The organism is Bacillus cereus group sp. BfR-BA-01331 (assembly GCF_022663915.1).
GTDB classification, from domain to species: Bacteria; Bacillota; Bacilli; order Bacillales; family Bacillaceae_G; genus Bacillus_A; species Bacillus_A mycoides.
Map to the genome: position 1 here is coordinate 463,447 of NZ_JAKUGJ010000001.1, position 16,822 is coordinate 480,268.

Here is a 16,822-nt window from a genome sequence, read left to right on the forward strand (position 1 = left end):
AATTAGATAGCGACTGCGATAATATCAGTCGGGCATACACGTAAAATGCCAGTAAAAGTATTTTGATTGTTCTTATCGTCTTTATTATTATTATTATCTTTGTCGTTATTATTACGAGCTAAAGCAGAGAAAAGAGCAACACCGTTACAGAATCCTTCAAAAATTACATTGCGGAATGATTGATGGCCTCTAATGCTTAAAAGAGAAATTTCTGTTCCAACTGAAATAGTAGCAAGTACGTTACATACAGCAGGTCGGTGTGGTCTAACTTCTTCTCTCTCTTTCTCGCGATGGTCGCGATGGTCACACTCTCTTTCACGATGATGACATTCTCTAAAGTTATCACAGCATCCAAATGATCCAAACATAATCCTCATCACCCCCTTCACACTTATAATCTATGTAAGTTCGGCAGTCGGTGACTGGACAGATAATGGAAATTTTTCTAGGGGATTTTCTCATTTTAAATGACTAGATGGGTATTTAGTATGGAATGATGTTTAAAATAGGGGAAATGTCACAAAAAAATGTAAAGACCACCGAAATGAATGAAATAGGTAGCCTTTACACTTTTTTACTTTTATATAAAACGATGATATATACAGGAAGAGCTAAGAGTAGTGGTGCAATGGATCGTGCAGTATGTTTTTCTGCTTCTAATTGTAACGCTTCTTCTTTAGGGAATTGTAACACTGATATGTTTGCAGCATCGCCAATAAAATATAGCAGTAGTACAGTTACTATGTAACTTAAAAGTGCGATAAAGCTTCCGTATGAACTCAATGAAAATCCCTCTCTTGTTATCTATTTGTTATCATTGTATCACAATTGTAACAAAAATACACGGTTATATTCCGATACTTTAACAAATTTCGACACAAAACGTCATATTTGTTTATGGGGATAGCATGAAAATTACGATTTTTCTATGTATAGGTGTCGCATAATACATTGTAATATTACGGATGTGTGACAAAATATAAAAAAACGAAGGTAATGAAATTACCTTCGTTTTTTTATTATTTTGCCCATTCACTCACTTGTTCTACGCTCATGCGCGGTGCAGGGTGACCTTTTAAAGTTGATTCACCAATTGTAATAAGCATAATTGGTACGTAACGAGATGAAACATTGAATTCTTCCATTAATGCTTGTGGGTTGAAGCCACCAATAGCGCAAGTATCCCAGCCAGTTGCTTTAGCAGCAAGCATAAGTTGCATTGCTGCTAAAGCAGCATTTGAAAAGGCAGCATCTCGTGGGTATTGCTCCCGAGTATATGCAGATTCAATGTTTTTAGCTAAGCGCTCTTTTGCTTCTTCATTCATAAATCCTTGTTCTACAATTGGACCGTAAACAGGTTCAACATTTTTGTAAGCTTCTAAATCACCTAAAATAGCGACTACGGCAGAAGCATCAAGAATTTGTTGTTGGTTATAGGCAATTGGGTGTAATCGTTTTTGTACATCTTCGCCTTGGAAAACAAGGAATTTCCAGTGTTGCAAGTTCCAAGCAGAAGGTGCTTGCGCAGCTGCTTTTAAAATTTCATGTAACTCTGTAGATGAAATTTCTTTTTCAGGGTTGAATGCACGTGTAGATGTGCGTTCATATAAAACGTTAAAAAAGTCATTGTTTGTCATTATATATCCTCCAAATTACATATCAACTTAATATAAAATAAATGTAATATACTCTACTTACATTTTGTAAGTTATTGAATTTAAGAATATAATACCTTTATTTTAATTGTCAAGTTTTAAATAGTAAGGCAGGGCATTCATACAAACGATACAATTCATATAATCATACACTAAAAAAGGAATTTCCAGAGCAGATAAGCGAAGATAACATTCTCAATTAGCTTGTTAATATGAGTTCCTCATAATTCTTTATAAAATGATTGTGAGGAATTCAGTAGAACAAGATATATGAAGTGAGTGAAGACTAGTGATGAACATACTACATTTTTTATTAGAGAATACTGTTTTCCAAAATGTATTACAAGATCTTCAGTTGAATGTCCTTTATATAGAAGATGGATGTACACATCAACAAACGATAGAAAACGTCCATCCAAAATGTATGTTTATAGCAAATAGTTTTGAAGAAGGAGAAATATTGTTTCATAGAACTAGACCACATATTGTAATTATGTATGTAACAGATTTTGCTCAAATAAAATATATAAAGAATATATATGATTCACGGAGTACATTCATTATCATTTGGGATCAACAGATAAACAATGAGTTTGCAGATTTACTACTGTTAGGAATACGTAATATTGTTATAGCACCAGTAACTCCACAAGTGGTACTAGAGGAAGTGAATAAGAGTTTATATCAACTTACTTTAGTGCGGCAAGTAGGTTTACAACAAGAATTGCTTCAAACGATGTTTGATTTTCAAAATGATTTATTATTTATAGTAGAAGATGATGAGATTGTTGATTGTAATACGAATTTTTTACAATTCTTCGGACATGATAATTTATTTACGTATCGTGAACAACATTTAGTGTTTGCAGAACATCTTATTAGAGAGAACGGATATTATTCGACGACTCACGATATAACATGGCTGGATGATACTTTATCAAATGGAAGAAGAATTAAAATGTACAATTATGAAGGAGAAGCATTTACTTTTCTATTACGTGCGACACCATTACCAGAAGACTTATCACGATTTATAGTAAAATGCACAGAGATTACAGAATTAGATGAAATCTATCAAGAGCAAGAAAGATTGGCTATGATAGATTCATTGACAGAAATATATAATCGCTTGAAATTCCAACAAATATTGGAGACAGAGTGGGAGAATGTATTACGTAATGATGAAAAAGTTGCACTTATTTTGTTTGATATAGATAATTTTAAATCAGTAAATGACACATATGGTCATGATTTTGGCGATTTAGCATTAGTACAACTTGCAGATCTTATGAAATCTAAAGTTGAAGATCAACATGTATTTGCAAGATGGGGAGGAGAGGAATTTATAATATTAGTGACAAATACGGTAGAAAAAGAAGCGTTTCAAGTTGCGGAATCATTGCGATTTTTCATTGAAACAAAGCATTTCTCTGGAATTTCGAAATTAACAGCGAGTTTTGGAGTTGCGTTATATGAGCAAGGGATTACAAGAGAAGAGTTAATGCAAAGAGCGGATATTGCGTTATATGAAGCGAAAAAAAATGGAAAAAATCAAGTATGTATATATAGAAAAGAAAAAATGTGATTTTTCGCAACAAATTGTTGCGATTTTTTTTTATTACTTGATAATAGAATATGGGGGACCATTTTAACCGAGAAGCTCCCACTTCAAGTAAGCTCGCAAGAGAGACTAAGTGGTGGGTAGTTCACATGAAGTAATTACGGAGGAACAATATGATAAAAAAAATAATGGTTATGGCTTCATTGTCTGCTGTAGTTTGCGGCGGAGTATACTATTTTCTCTATAGTCCCGATTCAAAGGAACAAGCAGTATTAACAACAAAGGTAACTCCTGCTATTGAGTCAGAGGTACAGGATAATATAGAAGAAGTACAAAAAATTGATTATGCTAGTATATCTCAAAAGTTAGATCAGTATTTAGTAGGAAAGCAATTTAATGGGACAGTTTTGGTGACAGATAAAGAGCATGTTATATTGAATAAAGGATATGGATATGCTGATGTTCAAAATAAAATAGAAAATACGCCTCAAACAAAATATCGTATCGGTTCTATTACGAAAACAGTTGTTGCTACATCCATTCTACAGTTACAAGAACAAGGGAAGTTAAATATCCAAGATAATGTAAATAAATACATTCCTTCATTTCCAGCAGATAAACACATCACGTTATATCACTTATTAACGCATACATCTGGTTTACCGGAAAATGGGAAAGGGAAGGTTAATGTAGCTTCACGTATAAATTTAGTAACTTGGATTGGAAGTCAAAAATTAGAGTTTCCACCAGGAACAGGTTGGAAGTATACGGATTATAATTATATGGTGCTCGCTTATATTATAGAAAATATAACGAAAAAGCCTTTAGGAGACTATGTAAAAGAAAATATATTTACAAAGGCCGAGATGCATGAATCAGGTATGGGAAATATGGTGCCTGGAGATAAAAACTTCACGAAGGGTTATGTGAAGAAAGACCAAGATCTTGTACCAGCACAAAAATTAGGAATGGACTGGTTATATGGATCGGGTGAGATGTATACGACAGTAGGGGATATGAAAAAATTAGATGAAGCGATTATAAATGGGAAGCTTCTTTCTGAACAAAGTATACAAGCGATGTTTACACCTTCACAAGAAAGAAAATATGCATTTAGCTTTTACATATATCCAGATTATTTCCATAACCATGGTGTACTATCTGGTTGGAACACTTTCAATAATTTTAATAAAGAAAAAGGAACTTTTGTTATTTTATTTTCAAATGTGAAAAATAGTATGGATGATGATTTTAATAAAGAGTTCCGAAAGATGGTAAATGATTTATTAGAACAAAGGGGATGAGAAGATGGAGAATAAAAATTTATCAATAGGTTTCATCGGTATTGGTGTAATGGGAAAAAGTATGGTACATCATTTAATGCAAGGCGGTCATAAAGTATATGTATATAATAGAACGAAAGAAAAAGCGGATTCTTTAGTGCAAGAGGGTGCGACTTGGTGTGATACACCGAAAGCGTTAGTAAAGCAAGTTGATGTTGTTATGACGATGGTTGGTTATCCTCATGATGTAGAAGAAGTGTACTTTGGGGTAGATGGAATTTTAGAACATGCAAATGAAGGTACGATAGCAATTGACTTTACAACATCTACACCAACATTGGCAAAACGTATTAATGAAGTTGCGAAAAGCAAGAATATATATACTTTAGATGCACCAGTATCTGGCGGGGACATTGGGGCTAAAGAAGCAAGACTAGCAATTATGGTCGGTGGAGAGAACAGAATATATGATATTTGCTTACCTCTATTTGAAAAACTAGGAACAAATATTCAGTTGCAAGGCCCTGCTGGGAGTGGACAACATACAAAAATGTGCAATCAAATAGCAATTGCTTCTAACATGATAGGAGTATGTGAAGCGGTAGCATATGCGAAAAAGGCTGGACTTAATGCAGATAAAGTATTAGAGAGTATTTCGACAGGAGCAGCAGGTAGCTGGTCATTAAGTAATTTAGCTCCTCGAATGTTAAAAGGAGATTTTGAACCTGGCTTTTATGTAAAGCATTTTATGAAAGATATGAAGATTGCTTTAGATGAAGCTGAAAAATTACAATTACCAGTACCGGGTTTAACCCTAGCGAAGGAATTGTATGAAGAGCTAATCGCAGATGGAAAAGAGAATAGCGGAACACAAGTATTATACAAAAAGTATATAAGGGGGTAAATGGAATGGATCTCCAAAAGTTTGACGAGATGATTGATGCTGTGCAGCGAGCAACTTGTGTACAGATTAATGATAAGCAAAAAGAAGCTTTTAAACAAAAATACGATTTTGGACCAGATTTTGAATATGGAAGAGATGAGAAAGGGCATTATGTTATCCGAAGCTCGAAAAAGATGTTAGAGGAAATGGAGTTTTATTTGGCATTGAAATATGATCGAGATGGAATTGTCCTTTATATGCATGCTGAGATTGAAGGGACATGTCATGTATCCGTTAGCTACAGTGAAGATGCACTTCATTTGCAAGAATTGTTTCAATTTCTAGAAGAAAATAAATAAAAAGTCCTCATTTGAGGACTTTTTATTTATTTAGGCAGGCATAATATTTAAGCTGGATAATTTATAGGCTGGAAGCTCGGCGGCATCGTTCAATTGGGAATGGAATAACTTGTGCAATGTGATTAGGACCAAACTGTTTCGCACGAGCATGGCGTACTATATAAAATGCGCACAGGATAGAAATAGGAATAGCACCGTACAAACCGAAAAATAAAGCGCTTACACAAGATGCGACAAAACCTAAAACACCAACTTCTAATTCTTCCATAATAGCCCCTAAAATAACAGGAATAGCTCCGCATGAAACCCCTAGTATAAGTGCGATAAGTAAACTCATGATTATCCCCCTCTGCTTGCAATATTCTTTTCCTTCTTATTAGTTGTAGTATATCATACACAAAACAGAATTTTCAGAAAAAATTCAAAAAAAGTTCAATAAATGTTCAAAAAATATTCCGAAATGTACTTGATAAAGTGGGATTGTGATTCGATATATTTGATTTGAACAAACGAAAGGGACAAATCATTTTAGTAAATAAAAAATCAGGCTTACTTCAATGTTATGAAATAAGCCTGTTCCATAGGAGGATGTATATATGTAGAGTGAATAAAAGGTTGGAAAAGGGGTTCCAAGTTCTTTTATTCAACTAGCTACCTTAATAAATTGGAACCCAACCTTCTGTTGTAACAAAAATACGAATAGCTACAACTTGGCGATCATCTTGTAAGGTGAAATAGTGTCTTGCATTTTCAGGCACAGATATAAGATCACCAGGCTCAAGTTCAACGTCAAAGAATCGACCATCTTTTCCTTCAATAGCGAAGATGCCATGACCGCTGACAATAAAGCGAACTTCATCGTCAGTATGATGGTGTTCTTTTTGGAAATTAATTAATAATTCATCAAGGTTAGGTGTGCCATTTGAAAGTGAAATTACATCATGAGCTTTATAACCTCGGCGCGCTGAAACATCAGCGATTTCTTTTGAAAACACAGCTAATATTTCAGCCTTGTTTTCATCTGCTAACGAATAATTTTCATTTAAATGAGTAGGAAGCTTAGAGATGTTCCATTTCTCATATAAAACGCCTTCCTCTTGTAGGAATTTAGATACTTCCACTTCATTTTCGATACGAGTATTTACTTCATGAATACGAATTTGCGCCATTAGAAACGCCTCCTTGAATTGATAATAGTTTTATATGAAATTGGAATAAAAACTCATAAGCTTCTAATCTTTTCTTTGCATCAAAGCTATCTCGGCCCCATACGGTAATACCATGGTTACGGATTAATACTGCTCCCGAATCTCCTTGTATATGCTTTCGGAAGTTTTCTCCAAGCGTTGGGATATGGGCATCATTTTCTATAATAGGAATGTTAATCGTTGCACCTTCTTCCCAAATATCGAGAGCTTTAATAATTTCTTGATTTTGAAGGGTGACTGCATCACTATATAAATTTGTGATGACATTATTATCAGTTGTATGAACATGAAGTACACACCCGGCATTCGTAATGTTATAAATATGTGTATGCAATATTGTTTCTGCTGAAGGGCGTAATTCAGTCTCTAATACGGGAACCCCTAGATGATCTACTAATAGAAAATCATCTGGAGTAGTTTTTGTTTTATCTTTACCACTTGCTGTAATAAGAAAAGTAAGTGGATCATGACTGACTTTTATAGAAATATTTCCACTCGTTGCTGGAAACCAATTCCGAGTTGTTAATTCTTTTTTTATTTCACTTAAGTCATACCATTGACGAAAAAGTTGTTTCATGATTTCACCTCCAACAAATGTTGTAATTCGACTTGAATATCGTGAAATGTGTTAAAGGATGTATAAGCAATATGATTTTCTTCACATTTTGTAATAAGGAAGTCACGGGCGAATACTTTATCTGCTTGTTTTGCTGCTTGTAAGTCAGTAATGGAATCTCCTATCACAATATGAAAATCATCTTTAGAGCTTAGTTTACGAATTAATGATGATTTACAGAGACCGCAACTATGCTGACATTGCTCGTCACAAGGGTGCGGCCATTTAACTTCAACAAATTCTCCTGAAAAGTCAGTTGCATTACAGTAAATTTGCTCTTTTGGAATGATTCCTTGTAAGAGTGGATAGACGAAGAAATCCATTCCACCTGATATAACGTAAAAGGAAATGTTATTTTCATTAATAAATTGTATGAATTCATGAAAACCTGTACGGATTTCAGCAGTTTCTTGTAAAAACTGAATAATATCATCGTGTAGATTAATAGGTATTAATCGAAATAATTGAGAAACACCTTCTTGAATAGAAAGTTCTTGCGATAAAATTTTTTGCTTTATTTCCTCTGCTTCTGGTGGTGCGAACTTTTCCATAATGGACATGATATTATCGTTATTTGTAATCGTACCATCGAAATCACAAAATACTTGAATACTCATAATTTCACCTCATGAGAAGGATTTCCCCATATTTGTAGTGCGCTATGTAAATTCACTTCATCTACCTCATGGAGTGGTTTATTTTGTAAAGTAGCATCAATTGCAGTACGGAAAGCTTTACCGCCGCCCTGCGCGCCATTCGGATGTCCGTGTATCCCGCCGCCAGCATTAATAACAACATCTTTGCCAAAATCTCGTAGAATAAAGGGAACGAAACCAGGGTGAATACCAGCAGATGGAACAACAAAACTTTTCTTGAAAAATGCATCGTCTTCAGTTAAATGTTTTGAAATGTTGAGAGCTTCTTCTTTTTCTAACGCAACACTTCCGTATGGAGATGGGAATAATGAAAAGTCAGCCCCAGCATAGCGAAGTAGCTTTCCAAGTAATAATGGAGACGAGATTCCATATAACTTCGATGCGGAATAAGCACCACTTACAGCAGGGTGTGCCATAATGGGAACTGGGATTTCATCATCTTCTGCAAGTGATTGTAGTACATCTAGTCCGTAAGCAAATACGTTAAATAATAGAATATCAGCCCCAGCTTGCACTGCGCGTTTCGCATTTTCTTTTAAATCAAAAGTGCGTCCTGTTAAATTTACGGCATATAACGTTTTATGTCCGTATGTTTCATATACTGATTGTAAAACTTCTTTTCCAGATACAATGCGTTTCGTAAGTGGTGTTAATGTATTCTCAAATAATATTTCATCATCTTTTACTATATCTACACCACCACTTGCTTGATCGCGTAATTGCGTTTTCAAATACCCAATATTTCGTCCAATCATGCCTTTAAAAATACTCATTAAAAGGGGACGATCATGCACTTGTAAAAGATTTCGAATACCATCTATCCCGAATTTTGGACCAGGGAAATACTGTTTTAAGTCGTCTGAAAATGTTAAGTCAATTAATTTCACTTCGCCATCAAGTGATAGCTTTCCGAATGTAGTTGTTAAAATCGCTGGTAAATCTGGACTGAAGTTTAATAACGGATATTCGATTTTAATAATCCCGCGCTTTACTTTTTTACGTAAATACAAATTGGTATGTTCTTGTTCAGCTAATTCCTCAACGTGGATGACGTTACCTTTATGCTGTTTTAGTTGCTCTTGCAATAAGTGTGGCAAATGAGTCCAAGAGCCAATTGTTAAACCGAGTGCAATTTGCTCGGCCCTTTTTTCTAAGTTATGTGAATCATCATGGATTAAATACGTCGCTATAATTCCGCTCATTGTTATACCCTCCTAGTTAAATAAAAAAACCTCTCAGCTAAGGAGAGGTTTTTTTACAACCAGCTCCTTATCTGTCAGCGTAATGCTGCGAGAATTAGCACCGTGTCTACAATTATGTAGATCGGTTGCCGGGCTTCGTCGGGCTCGTCCCTCCACCTGCTCTTGATAAGAAGTATTTAGAAATGTTTAAATTTTTAAGATAACTGAATTTTGTCAGATATTTTTCATGTTGTCAATGACTTTTTGAAAATTTTTAATTTATCAATTCGATTAATTGCTTCACGTAATCGTTCTTCTGTATGTAAGAGGCCAACACGGACATAGCCTTCACCGTGCTCACCAAATCCAACGCCAGGAGCAACTGCAACGTGTGCTTTTTCTAGTAAAATATTAGAAAATTGCTCAGATGTATAGCCTTCAGGTACAGGGAGCCAAGCAAAGAATGATCCTTTTGGAATATCAACATTCCAACCGATTGCATGACAAGCTTCTATAAGAGCATTTCTGCGAGATTCATAACTATTAACAAGTTCTACTACACAAGACTGCGAGCCTAATAGTGCTTCGCGTGCTGCGTCTTGAACTGCACCGAAAATACTAACATACATATGATCTTGCAATAGGTTAATTGTTTCGATGACACTTTCATTCCCTACTGCAAAAGCAATACGCCATCCAGCCATATTGAAAGTTTTCGATAAAGTGTAAATTTCAATTCCTGTATCTTTGGCACCGTCTGCTTGCAAGAAACTAACAGGCTTTTGACCATCAAATCCGATAGCGCCGTAAGCAAAATCATGAACAACTAATATATTATGTTTATTAGCAAAATGAATTGTTGCATCAAAGAAATCTTTTGATGCTGTAGCACCGGTAGGATTATTAGGATAGTTTAAAAACATTAACTTTGCTTTCTTGGCAATAGAGTCATCAATTTTTGTATAATCTGGTAAAAAATTATTTTCTGCAATAAGCGGCATTGTTTCAAAGTGCGCTTTTGCTAAAGCAACTCCGGATAAATAATCTGGATAACCTGGATCTGGAACGAGAATGGTATCGCCAGGGTTTGTAAAACAAAGTGGTAATTCTACTAATCCAGCTTTTCCGCCAAACAAAATAGCAACTTCAGTTTTGGGATTTAATTCTACGCCGTATTCACGTTTATAGAATGTTGCCACGGCTTCTTTTAAGCTTTCATGTCCGCGAAATGGCGGATATTTATGATGAATGGTCTTTTCGGCAGCATCTTGTAAAGCTTTTACGATATGCTGCGGTGTTGGTTGATCTGGATTACCTTGTCCTAGATTAATAACATCGTGACCAGCTGCAACGACTTTGTTAACTTTTGCAACAAGTGAAGCGAAAAATTGTGTTGGCAATGATGTTACTATCTCAGAAGGTTGAAATAATTTCATACTTTCCACCTCTTTTGAAAGTTGTTACAATTCTAGTGACAAATGATATAATCTTTCCAGTATTTTGTAAAGAAAAAAATTAAGAATGGGGATGACAAAATGAAAGTCGCATGTATTCAAATGGATATTGCTTTTGGAAATGTAGAAAAAAATATTGAGAGCGCTAAAAATAAAATAAGCGAAGCGATGAAGGAGAAACCAGACGTTGTCGTCTTACCAGAACTATGGACAACGGGATATGATTTAACAAGGCTTTCTGAGATTGCAGATAGGGATGGATTGAAAACGCAAGAAATGTTGAAAGAATGGTCGAAACAATATGGTGTACATATTGTTGGTGGTTCCGTAGCAAAGCAAACAGAGCAAGGTGTTACAAATACGATGTATGTTGTAAGCCGCGAAGGGCAGCAAGTAAATGAATATAGTAAAGTGCATTTATTTCAGCTTATGGATGAACATAAATATTTAGTTGCTGGTAATGAGACAGGTGAATTTACGCTAGATGATGTAAAGTGCGCTGGAACAATTTGTTATGATATTCGTTTTCCGGAGTGGATGCGTGTTCATACAGTTAAAGGTGCAAAAGTTTTATTCGTTGTAGCAGAATGGCCATTAGTTCGTTTGGCACATTGGCGCTTGCTATTACAAGCAAGAGCAGTTGAAAATCAGTGTTACGTTGTAGCATGTAATAGGGCTGGAAAGGATCCGAATAATGAGTTTGCAGGTCATTCTTTAATTGTCGATCCGTGGGGTGAGGTTGTGGTAGAGGCAAATGAAGAGGAATCTATTTTATTTGGAGAGCTTACATTCGAGAAGATTAAAGAGGTACGTAAAGGAATCCCAGTTTTTGCAGATCGCCGTCCAGAATTATATAAATAAAATGTTGACAAGTGATTTTTATTCTTGGTATAGTCTTCATCATAAAGTTAAAAATTCAAAAAAATATGCAACTCTTATCAAGAGCAGGTGGAGGGATTTGGCCCGATGAAGCCCAGCAACCGACCGTAATACCATTGTGAAATGGGGCGTTTATGACGCCAAAAGGCACGGTGCTAATTCCAGCAGGAAGTAAACTTTCTGGCAGATAAGAGGGGAGAAGATAAACTTCAAACCTCTTTCTTTGTGGAAAGGGGTTTTTCTATTTTAGAAAAACCTCTGAATGAAAAGGAGGAGAAGACGATGGGATATTATTCATTAACTGAAACAACAGCTATACAATATGCGAAAGAACACGGTTATTTTGAAAAGAAAGCAAATGTAGTTTGTCATGAAATTGGAGATGGAAATTTAAATTACGTGTTCAAATTAGATGATGGAGAGAAGTCTATTATAATAAAACAAGCACTGCCATATGCGAAAGTAGTTGGTGAGAGCTGGCCACTGTCTATAAAAAGAGCGACGATTGAAAGTAAAGCATTACAAATTTTTGCGAAGTATGTGCCAGATTATGTTCCGGTAGTGTACAGTCATGATGAAGAGTTAGCAGTTACAGTAATAGAAGACTTATCAAGACTAACAATTACAAGAAAAGGATTAATAGATGGAGAAGGATATCCACTTTTATCCCAGCATATCGGTCGTTTTCTAGCACATGTTTTGTTTTATACTTCAGATTTCGGTTTACAGTCAGAAGAGAAAAGGGTACTAGAAGGTACATTTGTAAATCCAGACCTTAGTAAAATTACAGAAGATTTAGTTTTTACGGATCCGTTTGGACATTATGATACGAATGATTATGAGTCAGATTTACAGTCAGTGATTGATGAACTTTGGAGTGACAAAACTTTAAAGCTAAAAGTAGCACAATATAAATATAAGTTTTTAACGAGAAAAGAAGCGCTTATTCATGGTGATTTACATACTGGTAGTATTTTTTCATCACCTTCTGAAACGAAAGTGATTGATCCAGAATTTGCAACGTACGGTCCATTTGGATTTGATATCGGTCAATTTATTGCAAATCTATTATTAAATGCTTTATCTAGAGAAGAAGAAAAGAGAAGTGTACTATTTTTCCATATAGAAAAGACATGGAGTTATTTTGTAGAAAACTTTACGAAGTTATGGATTGGAGAAGGTGTAGAAGCATATACGAAAGAAAAACAATGGTTACCAATTATTTTGCAAAATATCTTTACTGATGCCGTCGGGTTTGCCGGATGTGAACTGATTCGTAGAACAATTGGCTTAGCTCATGCAGCGGATTTAGATGGGATAGCAAATAAAGAAAAAAGAATTCAAGCTAAAAAACAAGCGTTATCCTTAGGTAGAGAACTAATAAAATATGAAGCTAAGTGTGCTGATATTCAACTGTTTCGAACATTATTTCAACAGACAGTTGGAGGCGTAAAAGCATGAGTACAATTATTACTATTCCGAGATCTGTAAGTTGGAAAGGCGATACAATTGCAGTATTAAATCAAACAAAGTTGCCGCATGTCACTGAATACAAAACATTAACGAATGTTGAAGATGTATGGAAAAGTATCATTATGTTAGAAGTACGAGGAGCGCCTGCAATTGGAATTGTAGCTGCGTTTGGTTTGGCGCTTGCGGCAAAGAAATACGATGCTATAAATATCTATGAGTTTCAAAAGAAGTTTAATAGAGATTGTAACTATTTAGGAACATCACGCCCGACAGCAGTCAATTTATTTTGGGCAATCGATCGTATGAGAGAATCTATTCAAGAGATTACTACAATAAAAGAAGCTCAAAAAATATTAGAAGAAGAAGCGCTTCATATTCAGCAAGAGGATGAAATGGTGTGCCGAAGTATTGGAGAACATGCTTTAACATGTTTTAGAGACGGTGATAAAATTTTAACAATTTGTAACGCTGGAAGTATTGCAACTGCTAGATATGGAACAGCATTAGCCCCATTTTATATTGGGAAAGAGAAGGGTGTGCGTTTACATGCGTATGCGTGTGAAACGAGGCCGGTTTTACAAGGTGGTCGTTTAACGACATGGGAATTGAAACAAGCAGACATTGATGTAACGCTTATTACGGATAATACTGCAGCACATGCAATTCGAACGAAAGAAATTAATGCGATTATCGTAGGGGCAGATCGAATCGTTGAAAACGGTGATACTGCTAATAAAATAGGAACATTAAATTTAGCTATATTAGCAAAGTATTTCGGTATCCCATTTTACGTTGCAGCACCGTTATCTACATTTGATACTACGAAACAAATAGGTGCTGAAATTGTCATTGAAGAAAGAGATGAAACAGAAGTTACGAAAATTTTTGGGAAACAAGTGGCGCCACTTGGAACGCCTGTATTTAACCCTGCATTTGATGTAACACCGCATGAATTAATTACGGGGATTATTACTGAGAAAGGTATTTTACGTGGAGATTATAAGCAAGAAATTACATCATTATTTGAAAAAATAAGCTAACTGCTCAGTCGCTATATAAAAAAACGGTGGAAAAGCATGTTTTTAAATGGTCGAGAGGGACTGGCTATGTATAGGAGCGGTAAGTGCCTGTTCCTACCACGCGCAACGTTTTAAAACAAAGAAAGGTAGCAAGGTGTAGGACCACTTATATCTTCATGGTAGCAATCTATATGCTGAAAAATGAAATGTATGGCTGAGTAGTTAAAAAACAAGCTAATAAAAAATAGCTTGTTTTTTATGCCTTAAGTCTTCCTTTCCTCTTATTTATGTAATGAAGGGAGGAGAGAAAGATGGAAGAGTGGATTAGGATGATAGGTAATGTGGGCTTTCCAATTGTTGTAACATTATATTTACTCCATCGGATTGAAAGTAAATTAGACGGAGTGATTGTTGCAATTGAGAAACTCCCTAAACAATTACTAAAGTAGAAAGATCCTCGCGATAAAAAGTAAAATAAAGTTTGCTCGCGAAGAGCAAACTTTATTTTTTTATTGAGCAGTATATCCACCATCGATAACGACAGCTTGACCAGTTATGCCTTTTGCTTTTTCACTTGCTAAAAATATAGCATAATCAGCAATTTCTTGTACTTGTAGCAAACGTTTCTGTGGTACAAGAGGATAAATGACATCTTCTAAAACATTTTCAAGTGGTACATTTCTTGTAGTGGCTAAATCTTGTAATTGATTACGTACAAGGGGAGTATCGACATAACCAGGACAAAGCGCATTAACAGTAATTCCGTGAGTAGCGCCTTCTAAAGCAGCAACTTTTGTTAATCCAATTACGCCATGTTTCGCGCTATTATAGGCAGCTTTTCCAGCGAATCCAACAAGTCCGTTAATCGAAGCAACATTAATAATACGACCATATTTTTGCTTTTTCATAACCGGAAAAGCATGTTTGATGGCGATAAATGGAGCGATTTGCATAATTTTAATAAGAAGCTCGAATTTATCAGTTGGAAAATCTTCAATCGGTGAAACATGTTGCATTCCTGCGTTGTTAATTAATACATCTAATGAGCCGAAGTGAGTAACTGTTTGAGAAATTGCTGCTGTAATTTCTTCTTCAGATGTAACGTCACATTTTAAACCAATGGCTTGATAGCCTTCTTTTTGCAATTGTTCAGCAGCTTCTTTCGCACGTTCTTCAAGACGATCACTAATCACAACTTTAGCACCCTCTTTGGCAAAAGCACTTCCCATTTCATAACCAATACCGCTCGCAGCACCTGTTAAAAAGACAACTCGATTTGTAACCATGATGAAAAACACTCCTTCATAATAAAAGTTCTCTTATTGCTCTATTTAGAGAGGTGATAATAAAATTCCTGCAAACATTTGGAAAAATATTGCTAGCTATCTTGTTTTGCAAAGTAGCGTTTGCTATACTATTTTGTAAAGCAAGATACTTACGCTTATCTATCTTGTAAAACAAGATAGTAGGAGGATTTTAATTATGTCGACAAGTCAAATGCTGAAAGGGATTTTAGAAGGATGCTTACTTGCTATTATTTCTGAAGGTGAAATATACGGTTATGAAATGAGTGAAAGATTAGCGAAGTATGGTTTTACAATGGCGAGTGAGGGAAGTATTTATCCGTTATTAATACGAATGCAAAAGGAAGGATTAATAACAAGTGTAATGAAGGAATCTCCATCTGGCCCAAAGCGAAAATATTATACATTAACAGAAAAAGGCGAGGAAGCACTTAATGAATTTATGGATCGCTGGGAAGCGATGCAAAGTAGTGTAGAGCGTCTACTTGAAGGGAAGGGGAGAAAAAAATAATGTTATCAAATGAAGCGCGAAATTTTTTATTAGATATGAGATTATTTTTAACTGCAAAGAGTGTGAAAGAAAGCGATATTGAAAGCTTTTTAGAAGATGCAGAGTTGCATTTAATAGAAGGTGAGGGTGAAGGGAAAAGTGTAGAAGATATTTTCGGAAGCTCACCGAAAGAATATGCAAATGAACTTGTAAAAGTAATGGAAAGGGATAGACAGGAAAATTGGAAGCAAATTGGGTTTACGGTAATGAATATCGTATCGTTTTGGATTATTGCTTCTATCTTAATAGTGAATAACGGAATTCTACAGATTTCACTTATTCAGTGTATTGGCTATAGTTTTACATTGATCGTAGCTGTAATGGGTCCTAATTTTCTGCTTCGTAAAATGACATTTGTAACAAGTTTTACAAAAACGTGGTTTTCTATGTGGTTTTTAGTCATGATTGCGCCAATGTTTTTATTAGGAGCAGTTACGATATTAGATGTGATATATCCTACAACGATGTTTACGTTGACTCTAGTCCAAAGTTATATATTAGCTGGAGGGATCTTTATCCTCACGGTAGCTATAAATATATATTTTGAAGGATGGTTTAAAAATTTATATTTAATTATTCCGCTTTCTATTATGTTAGTTTTTAAAACGTTCACATCGGAAGATCTCGTGCCAATGTTATTTCAAATTATTTGTTTATACGGAAGTTTGTTTATTTTAATCTTCCTTGAAATTATGATGAAGGCGAATAGAAGAGAAACGGTTAAATAAGGGAGGGATTCTA

Annotated in this window: 20 protein-coding genes and 2 riboswitches; of the genes, 10 read left to right on the forward strand and 10 right to left on the reverse strand. The window is 35.2% G+C overall.

The annotated features are described in order from the left end of the window. Positions 1-2: 2 nt before the first annotated feature. The 3 genes from MR155_RS02465 to MR155_RS02475 all read right to left on the reverse strand — a co-directional run bounded on the left by MR155_RS02465 (position 3) and on the right by MR155_RS02475 (position 1,637). Positions 3-368, reverse strand: a complete 366-nt coding sequence (locus MR155_RS02465) for a DUF3915 domain-containing protein (protein ID WP_113937148.1) — start codon at positions 366-368, stop codon at positions 3-5. Positions 369-564: 196 nt separating this feature from the next. Beyond that, positions 565-783 (reverse strand): hypothetical protein, encoded by a 219-nt coding sequence (locus tag MR155_RS02470; protein ID WP_002088422.1) that lies wholly within the window; start codon positions 781-783, stop codon positions 565-567. A 236-nt stretch (positions 784-1,019) separates the two neighbouring features. Beyond that, the gene (locus MR155_RS02475) at positions 1,020-1,637 is read right to left on the reverse strand and encodes a nitroreductase family protein (RefSeq protein ID WP_002192616.1); all 618 of its coding nucleotides are present in this window, start codon (positions 1,635-1,637) and stop codon (positions 1,020-1,022) included. Positions 1,638-1,947: 310 nt separating this feature from the next. Between MR155_RS02475 and MR155_RS02480 the strand changes: the two genes are divergently transcribed. The 4 genes from MR155_RS02480 (at position 1,948) to MR155_RS02495 (ending at position 5,741) form a co-directional block, all read left to right on the forward strand. Further along, positions 1,948-3,240 (forward strand): GGDEF domain-containing protein, encoded by a 1,293-nt coding sequence (locus tag MR155_RS02480; RefSeq protein WP_113937149.1) that lies wholly within the window; start codon positions 1,948-1,950, stop codon positions 3,238-3,240. 149 nt (positions 3,241-3,389) lie between these two features. Then, complete coding sequence (locus MR155_RS02485; protein ID WP_219303469.1) at positions 3,390-4,520, forward strand: serine hydrolase domain-containing protein; 1,131 nt, start codon at positions 3,390-3,392, stop codon at positions 4,518-4,520. A 4-nt stretch (positions 4,521-4,524) separates the two neighbouring features. Next, on the forward strand, positions 4,525-5,403 hold the full coding sequence (locus tag MR155_RS02490) for an NAD(P)-dependent oxidoreductase (protein ID WP_242307803.1): 879 nt from the start codon (positions 4,525-4,527) through the stop codon (positions 5,401-5,403). Positions 5,404-5,408: 5 nt separating this feature from the next. Then, positions 5,409-5,741, forward strand: coding sequence for a DUF3909 family protein (locus tag MR155_RS02495; RefSeq protein WP_002014892.1), 333 nt, complete (start codon positions 5,409-5,411; stop codon positions 5,739-5,741). 61 nt (positions 5,742-5,802) lie between these two features. Here the strand turns inward: MR155_RS02495 and MR155_RS02500 are convergent, their stop codons facing one another. From MR155_RS02500 to MR155_RS02525, 6 genes are all read right to left on the reverse strand, one after another. Then, a complete protein-coding gene (locus tag MR155_RS02500) occupies positions 5,803-6,078 on the reverse strand; it encodes a hypothetical protein (protein WP_002165122.1) in 276 nt (91 codons plus the stop codon). Between the two features lie 319 nt (positions 6,079-6,397). Next, a complete protein-coding gene (locus MR155_RS02505) occupies positions 6,398-6,910 on the reverse strand; it encodes a 1,2-dihydroxy-3-keto-5-methylthiopentene dioxygenase (RefSeq protein ID WP_002165123.1) in 513 nt (170 codons plus the stop codon). Further along, positions 6,888-7,526 (reverse strand): methylthioribulose 1-phosphate dehydratase, encoded by a 639-nt coding sequence (locus MR155_RS02510; protein ID WP_113937152.1) that lies wholly within the window; start codon positions 7,524-7,526, stop codon positions 6,888-6,890. The genes MR155_RS02505 and MR155_RS02510 overlap by 23 nt, the downstream gene beginning before the upstream one ends. Next, positions 7,523-8,182, reverse strand: a complete 660-nt coding sequence (locus MR155_RS02515) for a 2-hydroxy-3-keto-5-methylthiopentenyl-1-phosphate phosphatase (protein WP_044442768.1) — start codon at positions 8,180-8,182, stop codon at positions 7,523-7,525. The genes MR155_RS02510 and MR155_RS02515 overlap by 4 nt, the downstream gene beginning before the upstream one ends. Next, positions 8,179-9,423 (reverse strand): 2,3-diketo-5-methylthiopentyl-1-phosphate enolase, encoded by a 1,245-nt coding sequence (gene mtnW, locus MR155_RS02520; RefSeq protein WP_044442769.1) that lies wholly within the window; start codon positions 9,421-9,423, stop codon positions 8,179-8,181. Before mtnW ends, MR155_RS02515 begins: the two co-directional genes overlap by 4 nt. 64 nt (positions 9,424-9,487) lie before the next feature. Further along, positions 9,488-9,595: riboswitch (SAM riboswitch) on the reverse strand. Positions 9,596-9,647: 52 nt separating this feature from the next. Continuing rightward, positions 9,648-10,838, reverse strand: a complete 1,191-nt coding sequence (locus tag MR155_RS02525) for a pyridoxal phosphate-dependent aminotransferase (protein WP_219303467.1) — start codon at positions 10,836-10,838, stop codon at positions 9,648-9,650. A 99-nt stretch (positions 10,839-10,937) separates the two neighbouring features. On the opposite strand from MR155_RS02525, the gene MR155_RS02530 reads away from it, so the two are divergent. The 4 genes from MR155_RS02530 to MR155_RS02545 all read left to right on the forward strand — a co-directional run bounded on the left by MR155_RS02530 (position 10,938) and on the right by MR155_RS02545 (position 14,676). Continuing rightward, positions 10,938-11,717 (forward strand): carbon-nitrogen family hydrolase, encoded by a 780-nt coding sequence (locus MR155_RS02530; RefSeq protein WP_219303466.1) that lies wholly within the window; start codon positions 10,938-10,940, stop codon positions 11,715-11,717. Between the two features lie 71 nt (positions 11,718-11,788). Beyond that, positions 11,789-11,929, forward strand: a riboswitch (SAM riboswitch). Between the two features lie 88 nt (positions 11,930-12,017). Beyond that, a complete protein-coding gene (gene mtnK, locus MR155_RS02535; RefSeq protein WP_219303465.1) occupies positions 12,018-13,196 on the forward strand; it encodes an S-methyl-5-thioribose kinase in 1,179 nt (392 codons plus the stop codon). Beyond that, on the forward strand, positions 13,193-14,248 hold the full coding sequence (gene mtnA, locus MR155_RS02540) for an S-methyl-5-thioribose-1-phosphate isomerase (protein WP_242307804.1): 1,056 nt from the start codon (positions 13,193-13,195) through the stop codon (positions 14,246-14,248). Before mtnK ends, mtnA begins: the two co-directional genes overlap by 4 nt. A gap of 290 nt (positions 14,249-14,538) precedes the next feature. Beyond that, on the forward strand, positions 14,539-14,676 hold the full coding sequence (locus MR155_RS02545; RefSeq protein WP_000393342.1) for a YvrJ family protein: 138 nt from the start codon (positions 14,539-14,541) through the stop codon (positions 14,674-14,676). 60 nt (positions 14,677-14,736) lie between these two features. On the opposite strand, the gene MR155_RS02550 is transcribed toward MR155_RS02545, so the two are convergent. Continuing rightward, positions 14,737-15,513 carry a 3-hydroxybutyrate dehydrogenase gene (locus MR155_RS02550; RefSeq protein ID WP_219303463.1) on the reverse strand — a complete coding sequence of 259 codons (777 nt, stop codon included), beginning with the start codon at positions 15,511-15,513 and terminating at the stop codon, positions 14,737-14,739. A 196-nt stretch (positions 15,514-15,709) separates the two neighbouring features. On the opposite strand from MR155_RS02550, the gene MR155_RS02555 reads away from it, so the two are divergent. After that, positions 15,710-16,042, forward strand: a complete 333-nt coding sequence (locus MR155_RS02555; protein WP_002033935.1) for a PadR family transcriptional regulator — start codon at positions 15,710-15,712, stop codon at positions 16,040-16,042. Further along, positions 16,042-16,809, forward strand: coding sequence for a DUF1129 domain-containing protein (locus MR155_RS02560; RefSeq protein ID WP_242307822.1), 768 nt, complete (start codon positions 16,042-16,044; stop codon positions 16,807-16,809). The genes MR155_RS02555 and MR155_RS02560 overlap by 1 nt, the downstream gene beginning before the upstream one ends. The last annotated feature ends 13 nt before the right edge of the window (positions 16,810-16,822 follow it).